The organism is Neorhizobium sp. P12A (assembly GCF_008365395.1).
Classification (GTDB): domain Bacteria; phylum Pseudomonadota; class Alphaproteobacteria; order Rhizobiales; family Rhizobiaceae; genus Rhizobium.
Genome location: NZ_QOVX01000002.1, coordinates 876,519 through 894,712 on the forward strand (window position 1 = coordinate 876,519; position 18,194 = coordinate 894,712).

The window sequence follows — 18,194 nt, forward strand, 5'->3', positions numbered from 1 at the left end:
CCCTCTCGATCACTGCAGCGCGTCATAGCCTTCTGCGAAGCCCTTGAGCTCGACCGGAATGCCGATGCCTTCCTCGGGCGTCTGGAAGAGAATGAAGGTCGCCGTCTTTCCGGTCCGCAAGGTCTTCACCAGCGCATCTTCGAGGATGGCCTCGGCATAGCAGCCATCCGAGAAGCAGCGCGTGAAGTTCACCCGGCCGATATCCTTGCCGTCGATGTTGAGGCCAAGGCCATTGGGCAAGAGGATATTGAGAGGCGCGCGCACCCGCAGAATCTTCGATTTACGATCGGCGGAGTTCAGCACGATGACGGAAAGGGTGATTTCCGGGCGGTCTTCCGCCACGACGTCCTGGATCAGTCCGCATTGGTCGTTCGAGGCGCCGTTCGGCTTGTCGCACACGATCGACCATGCCCCATGGGTCGACTTAACAGTGCCAGGTGGCTTCGGCTGCGATGGAGTCGCTCGGGACGGCTGGGCTGCCGTCGGAGGCTGCTGCTCCTGCTCGTCCTCAGGCGCTGCCTGCGGCTGATCCGGTTGCTGGGCCCGAACCCCGGGCAGTTGATCCTGTTGAGCCGGCTGCTGCTGCTGGGCTGACGGCTGCGGCGCAGCGCTCTCGGCTGAAAAGGCAATACCCGGAAATAGCAGAAGTACCGCTGCAACGCGGCTGGCCACCCAAAGACCGGAAGAAGAACCAAACGTCATGAACGCCCCTTAGAATGAGGACTGCCGCTTGCCAAGGCGAATGCCGGGCGATGCTCAGGGCAGGGCATCATAACCTTCGGCGAACCCCTTGAGTTCCACGGGAATACCGATGCTATCCTTATCCCCGGTCTCGCGGATCGAAAAGACGGCTGTGGATCCGACACGCAGCATCTTCATGAGATTATCATCGATTTCGACTTCAGCGTAGCATCCATCGGCAAAGCAGCGGGCAAATTGCGTATTGCCGAGGTTTTCGCCGTCGACGATCAGGCCGAGGCCGCCGCTGACCGGCGGACGCGTATCGAGAAGGACGCCGAGCGGGGCGAGCACGCGAAGGATCCGCGACTTGCGGTCGGCGGTTTTCAGCACGACCACGGAAAGGCCGATTTCCGGTTGATCCTCGGCGATGACGTTCTGCATCAGCGCGCATTGATCGGTCATCGCGCCCGGAGGCTTGTCGCAAATGACAGACCATGCGCCATGGCTCGACTTTACGGTTCCGGGCGGCTGCTGGGCCGGGGAGGGCGCATTTGGGCTGCCTTGGGGCGCTGCCGCCGGGGGAGCGGGCTGGGCGGCCGGCGGTTTCTGGGCCGGCTGAGATTGCTGGGCGAGAACGGGTACTGTGGCCGCGGCAGCGATGCTGGCGGTTAGAAGCCAAAACCGCGCGAGGGAACGAAAACCCATGGATACCTCTAGATTCGAATCAGTCGGGCCATTGTCGAGGTCGCAGCCGACAATGAAAAGCCCTGGCCGCTGGATTCCAATTCGACTGCGGCAGAAATAGGACTAAGGCTGACTTTGTTTCCCGTAATGATTGGACCCAAGCATTGTTTTGCCTATGATGATGAAAAGGCTTGGTGTTGTTTGCGCAATGGGATGAGGACTTTAGTTTGCGCAAAAATGCCGCATAGCCGATTGCTCTGAGTTGTTGCGGACCGCCTGAAACTGTGGTTTGAAACGGTTGAGGATTGTAGGGATTCTGCGCCTGTGACTGATCCAGAACGGGCGCTTGAGGGAGAGACATCGTGATTAAGAGGGCCAACGCAGTTATGGCGGCGACCGCCTGTCTGCTTTTTGCAACCGGCAGCTATGCCGATCAGCCATCTCCATGGCAAATCAACTTGCAGCCGGCAGCGACACCGATCATGAGCCAGATTCGCTGGTTCAATGCCTACTCGCTTTGGTTTGTCGTACCGATCACGCTGCTGGTTCTTGCTCTCCTTTTTGTGGTGATGATCCGGTTCCGCGCCAGCAAGAATCCGGTTCCCTCGCGCACCAGCCACAATACGGTCATCGAGGTGATCTGGACGATTGGGCCGGTGCTCATCCTGCTGTTCCTGGCGGTTCCCTCTTTTCAGCTTCTGACCGAGCAATTGACCTTCCCCCAGAATCCGGACGTAACGGTCAAGGCGACGGCTACCCAGTGGCAGTGGAACTACGAATATGAAAATAGCGGCGACAATCCGCTGGCCTTCGATTCCTATATGCTGAAGGAGCCGGACCGCGCTGCTGCCGGCAAGGATGACAAGTCGATCTATCCGCGTCTTCTGGCTGTCGACAACGAGATGGTCATTCCGGTCGGCAAGACGGTGCGCGTGCTTGTCACCGCTGCACCGACGGATGTCATCCACTCGTTCTCCATGCCGTCCTTCGGCATCAAGATCGACGCTGTACCGGGCCGCCTGAACGAGACCTGGTTCAAAGCTGAGCGCGAAGGCATCTTCTACGGCCAGTGTTCCCAGCTCTGCGGCAAGGACCACGCCTTCATGCCGATCGCGATCCGCGTCGTTGCCGAAGACAAGTACAAACAGTGGCTGACGGCTGCCGCCACCGATCTCGGCAAGGCGAACAAGGCGCTGATGGCTGAGGTCGATGTGCCGGCCAAGGTGACCGATGTCGCCGCTAACGTCACGCAGTAATCCGGGAGGGGACTTAAAATGGCTGGATCTGCCGCTCACGACGACCATTCGCACGATCATCGCGACGCCCATGCGCACGACGATCATCATTCGCACTCCCACAAGCCGAGCTTTATCGACCGTTGGTTCTTTTCGACCAACCACAAGGATATCGGCACTCTTTATCTGATCTTCGCGATCTTCGCCGGTCTCGTCGGCGGTTCGCTGTCGATCCTGATGCGCATGGAATTGCAGGAGCCGGGCATCCAGATCTTCCCGGGCCTCGCACAGATGGTCTACGGCTACTCCGCTGACGCCGCGCTCGATGGTGGCAAGCAGATGTACAACGTCTTCACGACGGCCCACGGCCTGATCATGATCTTCTTCATGGTCATGCCGGCCATGATCGGCGGTTTCGCCAACTGGATGGTGCCGATCATGATCGGCGCACCTGACATGGCCTTCCCGCGCTTGAACAACATTTCCTTCTGGCTGATCGTACCGGCCTTCCTGCTGCTGATCCTCTCGATGTTCGTGGAAGGTCCGGCAGGTGCTTATGGCGCGGGTACGGCATGGACGCTCTATCCGCCGCTGTCGAGTTCTGTCGGTCATCCGGGGCCGGCCGTCGACCTTGCGATCTTCGCGATCCACATCGCCGGTGCATCGTCGATCCTCGGCGCGATCAACTTCATCACCACGATCCTGAACATGCGCGCGCCGGGCATGACGCTGCATAAGATGCCGCTTTTTGCCTGGGCCGTGTTGATCACCGCCTTCCTGTTGCTGTTGTCGCTGCCGGTTCTGGCAGGCGCCATCACAATGCTGCTGACGGACCGCAACTTCGGCACGACGTTCTTCGCGCCGGAAGGCGGCGGTGACCCGCTGCTCTACCAGCATCTGTTCTGGTTCTTCGGCCATCCGGAAGTCTACATCCTGATCCTGCCCGGCTTCGGCATGATCAGCCACATCGTCTCGACCTTCTCGAAGAAGCCGGTCTTCGGCTATCTCGGCATGGCCTACGCCATGGTCGCGATCGGCGCCGTCGGCTTCGTCGTCTGGGCTCACCATATGTATACGGTCGGCCTGTCGCTCGATACGCAGCGCTACTTCGTCTTTGCGACCATGGTTATCGCGGTGCCGACGGGCGTGAAGATCTTCTCCTGGATCGCGACAATGTGGGGCGGCTCGATCTCGTTCCGCACGCCGATGATCTGGGCGATCGGCTTCATCTTCCTGTTCACCGTCGGTGGCGTCACCGGCGTGCAGCTCGCCAATGCCGGCCTCGACCGCTCGCTGCATGACACCTATTACGTCATCGCGCACTTCCATTACGTGCTGTCGCTGGGCGCCGTCTTCGCGATCTTTGCCGCCTGGTACTACTGGTTCCCGAAGATGACGGGCTACATGTACAATGAGACGATTGGCAACCTGCACTTCTGGGTCATGTTCATCGGCGTCAACATGGTCTTCTTCCCGCAGCATTTCCTCGGTCTTGCCGGCATGCCGCGCCGCTACATCGACTATCCCGATGCTTTCGCCGGATGGAACTATGTTTCCTCGGTCGGTTCGTATATATCGGGCGTCGCCGTGCTGATCTTCCTCTATGGCATCTATGATGCCTTCTCGAAGAAGCGCGTCGCCGGCGACAATCCTTGGGGCGAGGGGGCAACGACGCTGGAATGGCAGCTGTCGTCTCCGCCGCCATATCACCAGTGGGAACAGCTCCCGCGTATCAAGTAACGGAATTCCGGGCGCCGTTGAAACTGCGGCGCCCGCGCATCAAGAGAAACTGGACGGGATAATGGCAGTCATCGACAATCACGAGCCACTTGCGCAACAGGCCGAGATCGGCCTGTCGGAAGCAGGAGCGCGCGATTATTTCGAGCTTTTGAAGCCTCGCGTCATGTCGCTGGTGGTCTTCACTGCCTTTGCCGGACTGGTGCTTGCTCCGGGCCATATCAATCCCATCATCGCCTTCATTTCCATCCTGTGCATCGCCGTCGGCGCGGGCGCGTCCGGCGCGCTCAACATGTGGTACGACGCCGATATCGACGCGGTCATGACCCGCACCGCGCGCCGCCCCATCCCCGCCGGCCGCATCAGGCCTTCCGAAGCTCTGGCTTTCGGCCTCGTCCTGTCCTGTTTCTCGGTGGTGATCCTCGGGCTTGCGGTCAACTGGCTGTCCGCCTTCCTTCTCGCCTTCACCATCTTCTTCTACGCTGTCGTCTACACGATGTGGCTGAAGCGCTCGACGCCGCAAAATATCGTCATCGGCGGTGCCGCCGGTGCCTTTCCGCCCGTTATCGGCTGGGCCTGTGTGACCGGCACGGTTCCGGTCGAGAGCATCGTTCTCTTCCTGATCATTTTTCTCTGGACGCCGGCGCATTTCTGGGCGCTGGCCTTGTTCAAGATGCGTGACTACGAGGCCGTCGGCGTGCCGATGCTGCCGAACGTGTCGGGCATTCCAACGACCAAGAACCAGATCGTTGTCTATGCTGTGCTGACGGCGATTGTGGCAGTCGTGCCGACAGCGATGGGCTTCGCAAGCCTGGGCTATGGCGTCGTTGCCGCGGCCCTTGGCGCCGTCTTCATATACTGTTCCATCGCCGTCTGGCGAATGCCGGACGGCGACGTGAAGATGATCCCGGCCAAGAAGCTCTTCGGTTTTTCGATCTTCTATCTCTTCGCCATCTTTTCGGCGCTCATGATTGACCGGCTGGTAGCCTTCGGCATTTCGGGAACCGGAGGATGGTTCTGATGGAACTGATTAAGCTCACGGAAGCGCAGAAGAAATCGCGGCGGGGGCGCAATGTCGCTCTCGGGCTGGTGCTGGCGGGGTTGGTCATCATCTTCTACGTCATGACCATCATAAAGATTGGCACCGGACATTAGTGAGGAGGACACGAATGGCGGAGGGGGCATCAGACAGGACAGGAACAGCGGGCCGAAATAACGGCCTGATTGTCGGGATGTGCCTCAGCTTCATTGTCGGCATGGGCGCGATGAGCTATGCCGCCGTTCCGCTTTATCGCATGTTCTGCCAGGTGACCGGTTTCAACGGCACGACGCAGCGGGTCGAGCAGGCATCCAACGTCATCCTCAACAAGCGCATCCAGGTCACCTTCGACGCGAATGTCGCGCCGGGTCTTCCCTGGGATTTCAAGCCGATGCAGCGCGAGATCGATCCGAAGATCGGCGAGACGGTCGAAGTCAAGTTCATGGTCGAGAACAAGTCCGATCAGCCGACGCACGGCCAGGCGATGTTCAACATAACGCCGTTTTCGGCAGGCGCCTATTTCAACAAGGTGCAGTGCTTCTGCTTCAGCGAGACAGACCTTGCGCCCGGGGAGAAGCGCGAGATGCCTGTGCTCTTCTACGTCGATCCGGACATCACCAAGGCAGAAGAAACCAAGGATATCGGAACGCTGACGCTTTCCTACACCTTCTATCCGCGCGAGGAAACGAAGCCGGTGGCTTCAAGCGAGGGCGCGGCGAAGGACGTGGAAAAGAAACTTTGATGAGTTGAGCTTTTCGGCTGAGCCGGAAGCAATATGGGAAAAGTTATTCGGGGAATTGCTGACATGGCCGAAGCGCATCAGAAAAATCACGACTATCACATTATCGATCCTAGCCCGTGGCCAGTCCTGGCATCACTCTTTGCTTTTGTGCTGACCTTCGGCGGCGTGTGCTACATGCGCTACCTGAACGGCGGCTCGATCAAGCTTCTGGGCCTCGAAATGGCCAATCCCTGGCTGTTTTTCATCGGCCTGGCGGGTATTTTCTACGTGATGTTCGGCTGGTGGGCCGACACGATCAAGGAGGCGCACGAGGGCGCCCATACGCGTGTCGTCTCGCTGCACCTGCGCTACGGCATGATCATGTTCATCGCTTCCGAAGTGATGTTCTTCGTTGCCTGGTTCTGGGCCTATTTCGACGCCAGCCTGTTCCCGAACGAGGCGATCCAGGCCTCGCGCACGGCCTTCACAGGCGGCACTTGGCCGCCGAAGGGCATCGAGGTTCTCGACCCCTGGCACCTGCCGATCTACAACACCATCATCCTGCTTCTCTCCGGCACGACCGTCACCTGGGCACATCATGCCCTGCTGCACAACGACCGCCGCGGCCTGATCCAGGGACTGGTTCTGACAGTGCTGCTTGGCGCGCTCTTCTCCAGCGTTCAGGCCTTTGAGTACATCCACGCGCCCTTCGCGTTCAAAAACTCGATCTATGGCGCGACCTTCTTCATGGCGACCGGCTTCCACGGTTTCCACGTCTTGATCGGTACGATCTTCCTGCTGGTCTGCCTCGTCCGCGCCATCAAGGGGGACTTCACGCCCAAACAGCATTTCGGCTTCGAAGCCGCCGCCTGGTATTGGCACTTCGTCGACGTCGTCTGGCTGTTCCTGTTCTTCTGCATCTACATCTGGGGCGGCTGGGGCGCGCCTGTCGCTGCGGGCTGATCTGAAGCCTATTGCCGGAATTGAAAAGGCGGGCGCCATGGCGCCCGCCTTTTTAGTGATTGGGATGCGTTCCGGGAACGAGATGCTCTCAGCCTCCGGAGGCAGGTGCCACAAGTGCCAGGACCAATGCTCTATTTGCCTTCGGCAATTCTCTCGAAGGCGGATGGGCGCTCGATGCCGCTGTCGAGCTTCTCCCGGATCATCTGGACGCATTCAGCGGGCGTGAGCACCGAAGTGTCGATCTCGAGATCGTAGATGCCGGGAATGTGCACCTGTTCCTGCCAGCGCAGGACAGCGGCCGGCGGTGGCTCTGTCGCAGATACCGTCAGATACTCACCGATGCGTTCCGCCGCCGGTGCGCGCCGCCGCTCCATGATGGTCTCGACCGGACAATGCACGCCGACGAAAAGCACAGGGAGATCCGCGAGCCGGCGCGCGCAGTCGATGAGGATACCGAGCGGCTGAGAATAGGTGTCGTGGTGGCCGAAATCGGCAACGACGTTCAGGCCGAAGCCGCTGTGGATTGCGATGGACTCATAGAGCGCGGCGTAGAAGAGGGGCACAAGCTCCTCCAGATCGGGCCGTTCGCCGCCCGGACGCAGGCCGATCCCAGGTCTGTATCGCTCCGGCGTGACATGCCGGACATAGGTATCGACGCCGAGATTCATCCACGGACCTTCGAATCTCTCCTGAATGGTCCTTGCAATGGTGGACTTACCGGATCTCGGCGCGCCGTTCAGAATGATGATCTGGCCGGCATGGTTGTCTGAATTCATGGTCTCTTTTCTTCATTTCATGCGAATCACTGGGACGAAAGCGCACAGGCATTCCCGATTCCCTTCGCTGTGGGAATACTCTATGTGAGAGTTGAGGAGTAATTGAGGAGATCGATGGAAGAGGATAGCGCTCATTTCCCGCCGGTGGATCCCGTTAAGGTCGGGCTCAAAGGCTGCTGCCCGCGCTGCGGCGAGGGCAAGCTCTTCGACGGCCTTTTGTCGCTGAAGCCGCGCTGCGCCGCCTGCGGGCTAGACTATTCCTTCGCAGATGCCGGCGACGGCCCGGCCGTCTTCGTCATCCTGATTGTCGGCTTCATCGTCATCGGGTCGGTGCTGTGGCTGCAGGTCAATTACGGCCCGCCGATCTGGGTGCATATCCTGCTCTTTGGACCGCTGACGATCATTCTTTCGCTTCTGTCATTGCGCTGGTGCAAGGGCACCCTGATCGCGCTCCAGTTCCGCAACAACGCCAGCCAGGGACAGATCCAACGTGACTGAAGCCGTCATGCCCGCGCGTCGAGAAAGTCTCGGATGGCGGATCGCCAAGCCGATCATCCTTTTCGTCGCCCTCGCGATCCTTCTTTCGCTGGGCACCTGGCAGGTACAGCGCCTGCATTGGAAGGAAGGACTTCTCGCCGATATCGCGGAACGCCGCGTTGCTGCGCCCGTGCCGCTCTCGATCATCGAGGCAATGGCGGCAAGCGGCGGCGACATCGAATATCGGAACGTTACGGCGACCGGCCGCTACCTCAACAACAAGGAGCGCCACTTCTTCGCCACCTATGACGGCGCCTCGGGTTTCTACATCTATACCCCACTGCAACTCGACGACGGGCGCTATCTCTTCGTCAACCGCGGTTTCGTGCCCTACGATGCCAAGGAGCCGGAGATGCGCGTCGACGGCCAGTTGACCGGCCAGCAGACGGTAGCCGGCCTGGCGCGGGCCAAGCTGCCCGGCAAGCCATCCTACATCGTGCCGGACAATGATCTCGCCAAGAACATTTTCTACTGGAAGGATCTCGACGTCATGGCCTCGAGCGATGGCTTCGACAAATCCAAGGTCATCCCCTTCTTCGTCGATGCCGACAAGACGCCCAATCCGTCCGGCTTGCCGATCGGCGGCGTGACAATCATCGATCTGCCGAACGATCACCTGCAATATGCCTTTACATGGTATGGGCTTGCCGCAGCGCTGGTCGCGATTACCGGAATTTCCTGGTATCGCAAACGCCATCCCGAGGCGCCCGCGCAATAGAATTGCTTCATTTCCTCTTTAGAATGCTCTAGAGCAGGCATGACAGGATCTATTGCGGAAAAGACATGAACATAGCAGTGTCCAAACCTCCTTTGACCATTCGCCTCTGCGGCCCGCGCGGCTTCTGCGCCGGCGTGGATCGCGCTATCCAGATCGTTGTCCTCGCGCTGAAGTCCTATGGCGCGCCGGTCTATGTCCGCCACGAGATCGTCCACAATCGCTATGTCGTCGAGGGCCTGGAAGCCAAGGGCGCGGTCTTCGTCGAGGAACTGGACGAGATCCCGGTGGAGCACAGGGCTCAGCCGGTCGTTTTCTCCGCACATGGCGTGCCGAAATCCGTGCCCGCCGATGCCGATAGCCGCAATCTCTTCTATCTCGACGCCACCTGTCCGCTGGTCTCGAAGGTTCACAAGCAGGCGATGCGCCACAATCGCCTCGGCCGCCACGTCGTCCTCATCGGCCATGCCGGCCATCCTGAAGTGATCGGCACTATGGGTCAGCTTCCCGAGGGTTCGGTTTCGCTGGTCGAGACTGTGGAGGATGTCGATGCCTACACGCCGGTCGATCCCGACAATCTCGGCTATGTCACCCAGACCACGCTGTCGGTTGACGACACCGCCGGCGTGATCGCGCGCCTGCAGGAGCGTTTCCCCAATCTGACGGCCCCGGCTGCCGATTCCATCTGCTATGCCACGACCAACCGCCAGGAAGTGGTGAAACAGGCAGCACCCGGCTGTGATCTCTTCATCGTGGTCGGCGCTCCCAATTCGTCCAATTCTAAGCGTCTCGTCGAAGTGGCGCTCCGTGCCGGCGCAAAAAAATCCATCCTGGTGCAGCGCGCGTCGGAAATCGACTGGGATGCGATGGGCGATATCTCTACGGTCGGCCTGTCAGCGGGTGCTTCCGCGCCTGAGGTCATCGTCAACGAGATCATCGAGGCTTTCCGCATGCGTTACGATGCGCAGGTCGAACTCGCAGAAACCGTCAAGGAGACGGAGAATTTCCTGGTGAACCGGGAACTGCGCAATATCGAACTGACGGCTGCCGACATGGCCTTTGTTAATGGGTGAGCCGCGGTCCCGCGAAGAGGGAGCAATCGATCCAGTGAATCGATTGCAGCGGCGAACGCCCGAAGCCCAGGCGTAGGGCCGGGCGTGAATTTGATTGTAAAACATTACTAGTGAGACCTCACCTTGGCCGTTTATACCGACATCACTGAAGACGACCTCAAGCGCTTTCTGACTGAATATGATGCCGGTGAACTCACCTCCTACAAGGGGATCGCCGAGGGCGTCGAGAATTCGAACTTCCTGCTGCACACGACGAAGAATCCGCTGATCCTGACGCTTTATGAAAAGCGGGTGGAGAAAAGCGATTTACCCTTTTTCCTCGGCCTGATGCAGCATCTGGCAGGCAACGGCCTATCGTGCCCGCTGCCGCTGCCGCGCCGCGATGGTGCTTTGCTGGGTGAACTCTCGGGCCGACCGGCAGCGCTGATCTCCTTCCTCGAAGGCATGTGGCTGCGAAAGCCGGAGGCGAAGCACTGCCGCGAGGTGGGCAAGGCCTTAGCGCAGATGCATGTTGCGGGCGAGGGGTTCTCGATCAAGCGTCCGAACGCGTTGTCGCTGCACGGATGGCAGGCATTGTGGGAAAAATCCGAGGCTCGTGCCGACGAGGTCGAACCTGGACTGCAGGACGAGATTCGCGGCGAGCTTGACGTGCTGGCATCGAACTGGCCGAAGGGTTTGCCGACAGGTGTCATCCACGCCGACCTTTTCCCCGATAATGTCTTCTTTCTCGGTGATGAGCTTTCCGGGCTGATCGACTTCTATTTCGCCTGCAACGACATGCTCGTCTATGACGTTTCGATCTGCCTCAATGCCTGGTGCTTCGAAAAGGATGGCGCCTACAACATCACCAAGGGCACGGCGCTGCTCGAGGGTTACCGCAGCGTTCGCCCGCTGAGCGATGACGAGATCGCGGCGCTGCCGATCCTGTCGCGCGGTTCGGCGTTGCGCTTCTTCCTGACGCGCCTCTACGACTGGCTGACGACGCCTGTTGGCGCGATGGTGACCAAGAAGGACCCGCTCGAATATCTGCGCAAGCTGCGCTTCCACCGTCAGGTCGCCTCCAGCGCCGAATATGGGCTGGCGCTCTGATGAAGCACGTTGATATCTTCACGGATGGCGCTTGCTCCGGCAATCCCGGTCCCGGCGGCTGGGGGGCGGTGCTTCGGTACGGCGACGTCGAAAAGGAAATGTCCGGCGGCGAGGCCGAGACGACAAACAATCGCATGGAGTTGCTGGCCGCAATCTCGTCATTGAGCGCCCTGAAGACGCCCTGCGAGGTCGATCTCTACACGGACTCGAAATATGTCATGGATGGCATCTCCAAATGGATCCATGGCTGGAAGAAGAACGGCTGGAAGACTGCCGACAAGAAGCCCGTGAAGAACGCCGAACTCTGGCAGGCGCTGGAAGAGGCGCGCAACCGGCACAAGGTCACGCTTCACTGGGTGAAGGGGCATGCCGGCCATCCTGAAAACGAGCGCGCCGACGAATTGGCGCGCATGGGGATGGCGCCCTTCAAGAAACGATAAGCGGCTTCGCGGATCGTTCATCGAGCGAGTTCGGAAAGGCAAGCGACATCGCCGTCCGTTAACGACGGCTCTGGCGCTTGTTTTTTACGATTTTGGAGAGGATTTGGACGAACGTCCACGCTTCTTGGGAGATGCGTCACTATCTGCTGGCGCGCTGGCGGCTTGTTGCAAGCGTAGTGCCTTCAGTCTTTCTGTCTTGCGTTCACGCTCCGAAAGCTCAGCGGCAATGATAGCCCGCGCCGTATGATCGGTGGCAGCGGCCTTGTCTTGCGCCGAAAGCTTGGCGGCATTGAAGAATTTTTCCTTTGTAGCGGTCATCGCGCTCTCCTTTCCAGCAGTGGTCCATGGTGGACGACGCACGCCTTGGCGCCGGAAAAATTACCGCGCGCGGAGCACTTTCTTTGGCGCAGGGAGCAGGCCTTCGCGCTGCATCTGCTTGCGGGCGAGCTTGCGCTGGCGGCGGATGGCTTCAGCCTTTTCGCGCGCTCTCTTTTCCGAGGGCTTTTCATAAGCGCTGCGCGCCTTCATTTCGCGAAATACGCCTTCGCGCTGCAGCTTCTTCTTCAGAACCCGGAGTGCCTGATCGACGTTGTTGTCTCTGACGAGAACCTGCAAAACTATATCCTCCATCTGGCGACGCCTGGCGTCGCGACTAACTGGCTTTCGCCGTTCTTGTGAATTTCGAATGCGAGATCGGCAACCAGGCGGACAAAACGGTCAGCCTGGCGCGTCAGACAAAAAAGGCCGGGCACAACCCCGACCTCTTCCCGTCACTCAGCCCATATGCTGCCAGTACATCCGTGGTCAGCCAAGGCGAATGACAATTATGCGGCCTGGAGATTATCGGCAGAATTCTTGCCGGACTTGCGGTCACGTACAATATCGTAGCGAATCTTCTGGCCTTCGGTCAGCTCGCGCATACCGGACCGCTCAACAGCGGAAATATGAACGAAAACGTCGGTGGAACCGTCGTCAGGCTGAATGAAGCCGAAACCCTTGGTTCCATTGAACCACTTTACAGTACCTGAATTCATAACGATCTCCTTTCAATCGTTGTTAATACAAGGCGAAACCTCGCCGTTTTTAATCGATGTTGAGAGGAAATCTGACTTAACGCTGTTTCGCGTTGACAAAGGTCGCAAGCAATACTCGACAGGTATCTATGTAGGGCCGTTTTCGAATTATGCAATATCTAATGTGTAAAAGAACGTATCCTTTCCGCGAAAGTCACTTTTTCATCGGACGCATAAGTTGTGGCGGCCGCATTCGGACGCTGTTTTGCCGCTCTTCGGGAACCATTTGAACACAAGTCCGTTCCGAAAACGTCGATGTATGGAAAGGGAGAAGGACCATGAAATCGCTCGTTTTAATTGTAGCTGCCTCGTTGATGGCATTTGCGTCGGTAGCCAGCGCTGCAACCACCCATCACACCAAGGCCAAGCCGGCCGAGCCAGCTGCAACGGGGCAGAAGAGCCGAATGGGTACGCTATCCTGCGAGGTCGCCGGTGGCGTCGGCATGATCATCGGATCCAGCAAGGCCGTTCAATGTGATTTCATCAAGAGTTCCGGCCCGCGTGAGCGATATGTCGGCAGTATCGGCAAATTCGGTGTCGATATCGGCGTAACCCAGAAATCCTATCTTCGCTGGGTCGTCTACAATCTCTCGGCCAATCGTGCGGGCGAGGGCGCGCTTGCGGGTAGCTATGTCGGGGCCACAGCCGGTGCATCCGTCGGTGTTGGTTTGGGGGCCAATGCGCTGATCGGCGGTACCGCCAAGAATTTCGGTCTTCAGCCGCTTAGCGGCGAAGCGACGAAGGGGCTGAATGTCGCAGCCGGTGTAACGCAACTCCAGCTTCGCCCGGCCAAATAAGCGCAGGCGCATAATCACTGGAAATGTGGCCCGGAGCATGACTTGCTCCGGGCCGCTTTCCCTCTATGCTGCCGAAAAACACCATAGGGAGATTTCGAGTGATCCTGCATTGCGTTTTCCTGCGGCTGAAGGCGGCCATGACACCCGATGAAAAGCAATCTCTCTTCGAAGCGGTCGTCGCGCTGAAGCAGTTCATTCCCGGCATTCTTGACGTGAAATATGGCCCGAATGTCTCGCCCGAGGGCCTGCATAGCGGCTTCGTCGACGGCTTTGTCGTCACCTTTGACGGGCCGGAGGCGCGCGACACCTATCTCGGTCACCCCGAGCACGCAATCGTCGGCGAACGTATCATTACTTCCACGGACGGCGGATTAGCAGGCATCATGGTCTTTGATCTCAATATCTGAGCGATTGGGGAGGCATGCTGTGGGGTCCCACAGCATGCCTTAGCCAACTCAGCTGGATTTCGCTATCGCGGCCGCAAGCTGATCAACGTTATAACGGAACATTTTTTCATATGTCGGAGCCGGCCCGTTCGCCTTCGATAGAGCCTCGACATAGAGCACGCCGCCCGGCGCTGCACCGGTTGCCTTGGCCACCTGCTTGACCAGCCTCGGATCGTTCGAGTTTTCGAAGAAGTAGGTCTTCACGTGCTCCGTCTTGATCTGCTCGATGAGCTTGGCGACATCCGCCGCAGAGGCTTCCGATTCCGTCGAGAAGCCGAGCGGCGAGAGGAAGCTGACATTGTATTCGCGGCCGAAATAGCCGAAGGCGTCGTGGCTGGTCAGGATCTTGCGGCGATCGGCCGATACACCGTCGAATTTCTTGTGTGCATAGGCATCCAGCTCGGTCAGCGTCTGGGTATACTTCGTGGCATTCGCCTTGAAGTCGGCGGCATCGGCCGGATCTGCGGCTTCGAGCGCTTTTTCGATATTGGCCACCCAGATTTTTACGTTGACGGGGCTGTTCCACACATGCGGATCGGTGATCGTCTTGCCGTCGTCGACCATGGTGCGGGTGTTGATGCCCTCGGATGCGACGACCGGAGTTCCCTTATAGCCGGATGCCGTGATCAGCCGGTCCATCCATCCTTCCAGGCCTTCGCCGCTGACGAAGGTGATCTTGGCAGCATTGAGCTTCTTGGCATCGGCCGGCGACGGCTCGAATTCATGGGGGTCGCCGTTGGGGCCGACAAGGCTCGATACCTTTACATGGTCGCCGCCGACCTGCTTGACGACATCGGCAAGTACGGTGAAGGAGGCGACGACGGGCAGCGTTTCGGCCGAAGCCGGGGCGGCGATGCCGGCCGCGACAAGTGCCGGCAATGCGGCGGAGAGGAGCAGTCTGCTATACTTCATGAAAATCTCCTTCATGGATGTGGATCAGGGGAAGGCCTAGCCCTTGAGATGCGGGCGAGGAGCGAGCCGCCGGGCTATGCCCGAGGGACCGAAGAGAATGGAAAAGCCGTAGATCAGGCTCGCCGTAATGATGATCGTCGGGCCGGAGGCGAATTCCAGCTGGTAGGAGGCAATGAGACCGATATAGCCCGAGGCTACGGCGCTGATAGTGGCAATCACCATCATCTGCGGCAGGCTGCGCGACCAGAGCTGCGCAATCGCCGCAGGCAGCATCATCAACCCGACCGCCATCAGCGTGCCAAGCGCCTGGAAACTGGCAACGAGATTGAGGACGACCATCAACAGGAAGAGAAAGTGGTAGAGCGGCCCGCGTCCGCCGACCGCCCGCAGAAAGCCGGGATCGAAGCACTCCATCACAAGCGGCCGATAGATAATGGCAAGCACCACCAACGTCACGGTCGTGATCGCGCCGATCTGGTAGAGAGCCGGCGCATCGATCGCCAGGATCGTGCCGAACAGCACATGTAGGAGATCGATGTTCGATCCGCGCAGCGAGACGATCAGGACCCCGAGCGCCAGCGACGTCAGATAGAAACTCGCAAAGCTGGCATCTTCCTGGAGAACGGTCGTGCGGCTGACGAGCCCGGACAGCAGGGCGACCGAAAGCCCAGCCACCAAACCACCGATCCCCATCGCCGTCAGCGATAGCGAGCCGGCAACGAGATAACCGATCGCCGCACCCGGAAGCACCGCGTGGCTCATGGCGTCACCCATCAGGCTCATGCGCCGGAGCATCAGGAAGACGCCGATCGGGCCGGAGCCCAGCCCCAGGCAGAGGCACGCGATCAGAGCGCGGCGCATGAAGCCGTAGTCGGCAAAGGGCGCCAGGAAGATGTCGTAAGCCGTCATTCAGCCGGTTCCCACTTTGCCCGCGGTTGCTCTGGCAGGCAGGCTTCCGCACTCTCATCCCAGCTTTCCGCCATGGCCCGCGCGGCGACGAGATTGGCAGGGCTCATGACATCCTGCGTCCGGCCCCAGCCGACCAGTTCGCGGGCAAGCAGCAACGTCTCGGGAAAATGCGCGCGAACCTGCTCGAAATCATGCAGGACGGCAATCACGGTCCGGCCGTCGCCGTGCCAGCGCAGAACGATGTCGAGCAGGTCGCGGGTGGTGCGCTGGTCTATGGCTGTAAAGGGTTCGTCGAGCAGGATGACACGGGCGTCCTGCAGCAACAGGCGGGCAAAGAGCACGCGCTGGAACTGCCCGGCCGAAAGCGAACCGATGTGCCGCCGCTCGAATCCGCCCAGTCCAACTGCAGCCAGGGTCTCCTTCGCCCGCTCCATATCATCGCGAGAAAAACCGCCGAAAGCACCGGAATTCTTCCAGGCACCCAGCATGATGGTATCGGCCACCGAGATGGGGAACCGTCGATTTATTTCTGCCGCCTGCGGCAGGTAGCCAAAATCGCTGCGTTGCAGGGCTCCGCAATCGATCGTGCCGCTGGCTGGCTTCAGCTCCCCGACGATCGCCTTGAGAAGCGTCGACTTTCCCGCCCCATTAGGCCCGGCAATCGCCGTCAGGCTACCGGCCTGGAATGCGCCGGAAACATGATGCACCGCCGGATGCCGCTCATAGGCGACGGTAACGTTGTCTAAGTGTATCGCCGGCCTGCTCATGGAAGCACCACCGCCCAAGTGATGGCGAGCCATAATAGAACAAGGACAACGGCTACGCCGACGAGGCGCGCCAAGGCGGAGCGTCCGATCAGGGACGAGAGGTATGGATCATTCAACAAGGGCATGGCTGCTTCGTGTAATGGAAATGTAATAACGTTACGTTTGTAGCTGGAAGATTACGGCAAAAAAGAGGCGGCTGACAAATTGTCCCGCACTACCTGAGAAGCTCGAAAACAAAAGGGCGCCCATCGGACGCCCTCCATCATTCCATAATCAAGACAGCCGCTCAGAGCTGCTCGATCATCGCGGCAGCGCCGGAAACCGTGGCCTGGCCTGGGGTTTCCTCGATGTTGAGGCTCTTGACCACGCCATCCTCGACGAGCATCGAATAGCGCCTGGAGCGGACACCAAGGCCGCCGCCGGAGAGATCGCCATCGAGACCAAGGGCCTTTGCGAAGGACGCATCCCAATCGGCGAGGAAATGGATCTTGCCCATGCCGCCGGAGGACTGCGCCCAGGCGCCCATGACGTGCCAGTCGTTGACGGCAACGACAGCAATATCGTCCACGCCCTTGGCAAGGATGGCGTCGCGATTTTCGAGATAGCCCGGCAGATGGTTCAGCGAGCAGGTCGGCGTGAACGCGCCGGGTACGGCAAAGAGAACGACGCGCTTGCCGTTGAAGAGTTGTTCGGTCGTGATCTCGACCGGACCGTCTGCCGTCTTTTCCTTGAAAGTGGCAGCAGGCAGTTTATCGCCGACAGCGATGGTCATGGGGTCTCTCCTCGTGTCTTGAAGTTGGATGGCGCGGGCGCCACCGGTTGAAGTAAAACTATAAATTCCGGTCAGTCGAAAGCAAGCGTCGTTTCGATGGCGCGATCGCCGTCGATTGCAAGGATGTCCCAGCGCTTGCCCTTAATGTCATAAGTCTTCGGAAGCCGGCCGATCATGATATCGGTCTGGAAGTCGCGGCCGTCGCGCTTGTCGTTCATCCGCTTGAAGAATACATATCCGCTCGGGCCGGTCACATAGATCTGCGGCGCATCGCCCGCCGCCTCCGGCAACGTCATCTTCAAGGACAATTTCTTACCGTCCGCCGAAAGCGAATGGCTCTCGACGGAGAAATCCGGGGAGGGCGGTTTCGGCAATGTCGCTGCGGTCGCATCCAGCACCGCCACCTCTTCAGGTTCGGATTGCGCCGCCGACGAAAGCGGCAGCGAAAACGATGCCTGGAAAGGGATGCAGATATCCTTGCAGAGGCCGATGAATGCCGTCAGGTCCAGCTTGGCCGGCTTGGCATCGCCCGCAACCTTCAAGTCGAGCGGCAGCGTCACGGGCTCGTCGTAGCCGATCTCCTGGATGGGGCCGATTGCAATCGGTTTCGGCACCGGATAGCTGATTTTATCGAGCGTCGTGCCGCTGTCTGCTGCAAGTGTGATTTGCGGCGGGATTCCGCTGTCGCCAGGCTCGCGCCAATAGGTGACCCAGCCGGGTTTCGGCTCGATCTGCAGCGCTGCCCTGATACGCCCCTGGTCGTCGGGCGACAGCGCTATAAGACGCATTCTCCCGCCTTCGTTAAGCTGCCAATCACTGCTGGCGGCG

The 18,194-nt window shown here is 59.5% G+C and carries 24 protein-coding genes; 13 read left to right on the top strand and 11 right to left on the bottom strand.

All coding sequences use genetic code 11. The features are described from left to right. Positions 1–9 precede the first annotated feature (9 nt). Both DTW90_RS10250 and DTW90_RS10255 read right to left on the bottom strand, forming a co-directional pair. Positions 10–702: an invasion associated locus B family protein gene (locus DTW90_RS10250; protein WP_149338043.1), complete on the bottom strand. Its 693-nt coding sequence runs from the start codon at positions 700–702 to the stop codon at positions 10–12. Between the two features lie 54 nt (positions 703–756). Then, complete coding sequence (locus DTW90_RS10255) at positions 757–1,386, bottom strand: invasion associated locus B family protein (protein WP_132517931.1); 630 nt, start codon at positions 1,384–1,386, stop codon at positions 757–759. Between the two features lie 341 nt (positions 1,387–1,727). On the opposite strand from DTW90_RS10255, the gene coxB reads away from it, so the two are divergent. From coxB to DTW90_RS10280, 6 genes are all read left to right on the top strand, one after another. After that, on the top strand, positions 1,728–2,621 hold the full coding sequence (coxB, locus tag DTW90_RS10260; protein WP_149338045.1) for a cytochrome c oxidase subunit II: 894 nt from the start codon (positions 1,728–1,730) through the stop codon (positions 2,619–2,621). 18 nt (positions 2,622–2,639) lie between these two features. Then, the gene (ctaD, locus tag DTW90_RS10265) at positions 2,640–4,340 is read left to right on the top strand and encodes a cytochrome c oxidase subunit I (protein ID WP_132517927.1); all 1,701 of its coding nucleotides are present in this window, start codon (positions 2,640–2,642) and stop codon (positions 4,338–4,340) included. A gap of 61 nt (positions 4,341–4,401) precedes the next feature. Next, positions 4,402–5,358: a heme o synthase gene (locus DTW90_RS10270; RefSeq protein ID WP_149338046.1), complete on the top strand. Its 957-nt coding sequence runs from the start codon at positions 4,402–4,404 to the stop codon at positions 5,356–5,358. Continuing rightward, positions 5,358–5,492 (top strand): hypothetical protein, encoded by a 135-nt coding sequence (locus DTW90_RS38025; RefSeq protein ID WP_281024705.1) that lies wholly within the window; start codon positions 5,358–5,360, stop codon positions 5,490–5,492. Before DTW90_RS10270 ends, DTW90_RS38025 begins: the two co-directional genes overlap by 1 nt. Positions 5,493–5,506: 14 nt before the next feature. Further along, positions 5,507–6,118, top strand: a complete 612-nt coding sequence (locus tag DTW90_RS10275; protein ID WP_132517923.1) for a cytochrome c oxidase assembly protein — start codon at positions 5,507–5,509, stop codon at positions 6,116–6,118. Between the two features lie 63 nt (positions 6,119–6,181). Continuing rightward, the gene (locus DTW90_RS10280; RefSeq protein ID WP_132517921.1) at positions 6,182–7,060 is read left to right on the top strand and encodes a cytochrome c oxidase subunit 3; all 879 of its coding nucleotides are present in this window, start codon (positions 6,182–6,184) and stop codon (positions 7,058–7,060) included. Positions 7,061–7,191: 131 nt separating this feature from the next. Here the strand turns inward: DTW90_RS10280 and DTW90_RS10285 are convergent, their stop codons facing one another. Beyond that, a complete protein-coding gene (locus DTW90_RS10285; protein ID WP_149338048.1) occupies positions 7,192–7,836 on the bottom strand; it encodes a chloramphenicol phosphotransferase in 645 nt (214 codons plus the stop codon). Positions 7,837–7,950: 114 nt separating this feature from the next. Between DTW90_RS10285 and DTW90_RS10290 the strand changes: the two genes are divergently transcribed. The 5 genes from DTW90_RS10290 to rnhA all read left to right on the top strand — a co-directional run bounded on the left by DTW90_RS10290 (position 7,951) and on the right by rnhA (position 11,690). Next, complete coding sequence (locus DTW90_RS10290; protein WP_149338050.1) at positions 7,951–8,334, top strand: DUF983 domain-containing protein; 384 nt, start codon at positions 7,951–7,953, stop codon at positions 8,332–8,334. 7 nt (positions 8,335–8,341) lie between these two features. Next, complete coding sequence (locus DTW90_RS10295) at positions 8,342–9,091, top strand: SURF1 family protein (RefSeq protein WP_149338424.1); 750 nt, start codon at positions 8,342–8,344, stop codon at positions 9,089–9,091. A 65-nt stretch (positions 9,092–9,156) separates the two neighbouring features. Continuing rightward, positions 9,157–10,161: a 4-hydroxy-3-methylbut-2-enyl diphosphate reductase gene (gene ispH, locus DTW90_RS10300; RefSeq protein WP_132517913.1), complete on the top strand. Its 1,005-nt coding sequence runs from the start codon at positions 9,157–9,159 to the stop codon at positions 10,159–10,161. 123 nt (positions 10,162–10,284) lie between these two features. After that, positions 10,285–11,250, top strand: a complete 966-nt coding sequence (locus DTW90_RS10305; RefSeq protein WP_132517911.1) for a homoserine kinase — start codon at positions 10,285–10,287, stop codon at positions 11,248–11,250. Then, positions 11,250–11,690 (top strand): ribonuclease HI, encoded by a 441-nt coding sequence (rnhA, locus tag DTW90_RS10310; protein WP_132517909.1) that lies wholly within the window; start codon positions 11,250–11,252, stop codon positions 11,688–11,690. The genes DTW90_RS10305 and rnhA overlap by 1 nt, the downstream gene beginning before the upstream one ends. 84 nt (positions 11,691–11,774) lie before the next feature. Here rnhA and DTW90_RS10315 read toward each other — a convergent pair whose 3' ends face one another. The 3 genes from DTW90_RS10315 to DTW90_RS10325 form a co-directional block, all read right to left on the bottom strand. Then, positions 11,775–12,008: a hypothetical protein gene (locus tag DTW90_RS10315; RefSeq protein WP_149338052.1), complete on the bottom strand. Its 234-nt coding sequence runs from the start codon at positions 12,006–12,008 to the stop codon at positions 11,775–11,777. Positions 12,009–12,068: 60 nt separating this feature from the next. Further along, positions 12,069–12,305, bottom strand: coding sequence for a 30S ribosomal protein S21 (gene rpsU, locus DTW90_RS10320; protein ID WP_132518109.1), 237 nt, complete (start codon positions 12,303–12,305; stop codon positions 12,069–12,071). Positions 12,306–12,514: 209 nt separating this feature from the next. Next, complete coding sequence (locus tag DTW90_RS10325) at positions 12,515–12,724, bottom strand: cold-shock protein (RefSeq protein ID WP_132517905.1); 210 nt, start codon at positions 12,722–12,724, stop codon at positions 12,515–12,517. A gap of 317 nt (positions 12,725–13,041) precedes the next feature. Between DTW90_RS10325 and DTW90_RS10330 the strand changes: the two genes are divergently transcribed. Both DTW90_RS10330 and DTW90_RS10335 read left to right on the top strand, forming a co-directional pair. Further along, complete coding sequence (locus tag DTW90_RS10330; RefSeq protein WP_149338054.1) at positions 13,042–13,560, top strand: DUF992 domain-containing protein; 519 nt, start codon at positions 13,042–13,044, stop codon at positions 13,558–13,560. 98 nt (positions 13,561–13,658) lie between these two features. Further along, positions 13,659–13,967 carry a Dabb family protein gene (locus DTW90_RS10335; RefSeq protein ID WP_132517901.1) on the top strand — a complete coding sequence of 103 codons (309 nt, stop codon included), beginning with the start codon at positions 13,659–13,661 and terminating at the stop codon, positions 13,965–13,967. Between the two features lie 48 nt (positions 13,968–14,015). Here the strand turns inward: DTW90_RS10335 and DTW90_RS10340 are convergent, their stop codons facing one another. The 5 genes from DTW90_RS10340 to DTW90_RS10360 all read right to left on the bottom strand — a co-directional run bounded on the left by DTW90_RS10340 (position 14,016) and on the right by DTW90_RS10360 (position 18,154). Further along, positions 14,016–14,918: a zinc ABC transporter substrate-binding protein gene (locus DTW90_RS10340; protein ID WP_132517899.1), complete on the bottom strand. Its 903-nt coding sequence runs from the start codon at positions 14,916–14,918 to the stop codon at positions 14,016–14,018. A gap of 36 nt (positions 14,919–14,954) precedes the next feature. Next, a complete protein-coding gene (locus tag DTW90_RS10345) occupies positions 14,955–15,827 on the bottom strand; it encodes a metal ABC transporter permease (protein ID WP_132517897.1) in 873 nt (290 codons plus the stop codon). Beyond that, positions 15,824–16,594 (bottom strand): ABC transporter ATP-binding protein, encoded by a 771-nt coding sequence (locus DTW90_RS10350; RefSeq protein WP_132517895.1) that lies wholly within the window; start codon positions 16,592–16,594, stop codon positions 15,824–15,826. The genes DTW90_RS10345 and DTW90_RS10350 overlap by 4 nt, the downstream gene beginning before the upstream one ends. Before the next feature lie 286 nt (positions 16,595–16,880). Further along, positions 16,881–17,366: a peroxiredoxin gene (locus DTW90_RS10355; RefSeq protein WP_149338056.1), complete on the bottom strand. Its 486-nt coding sequence runs from the start codon at positions 17,364–17,366 to the stop codon at positions 16,881–16,883. 71 nt (positions 17,367–17,437) lie between these two features. Further along, positions 17,438–18,154: a protein-disulfide reductase DsbD domain-containing protein gene (locus DTW90_RS10360; RefSeq protein WP_348642637.1), complete on the bottom strand. Its 717-nt coding sequence runs from the start codon at positions 18,152–18,154 to the stop codon at positions 17,438–17,440. Positions 18,155–18,194: the final 40 nt, after the last annotated feature.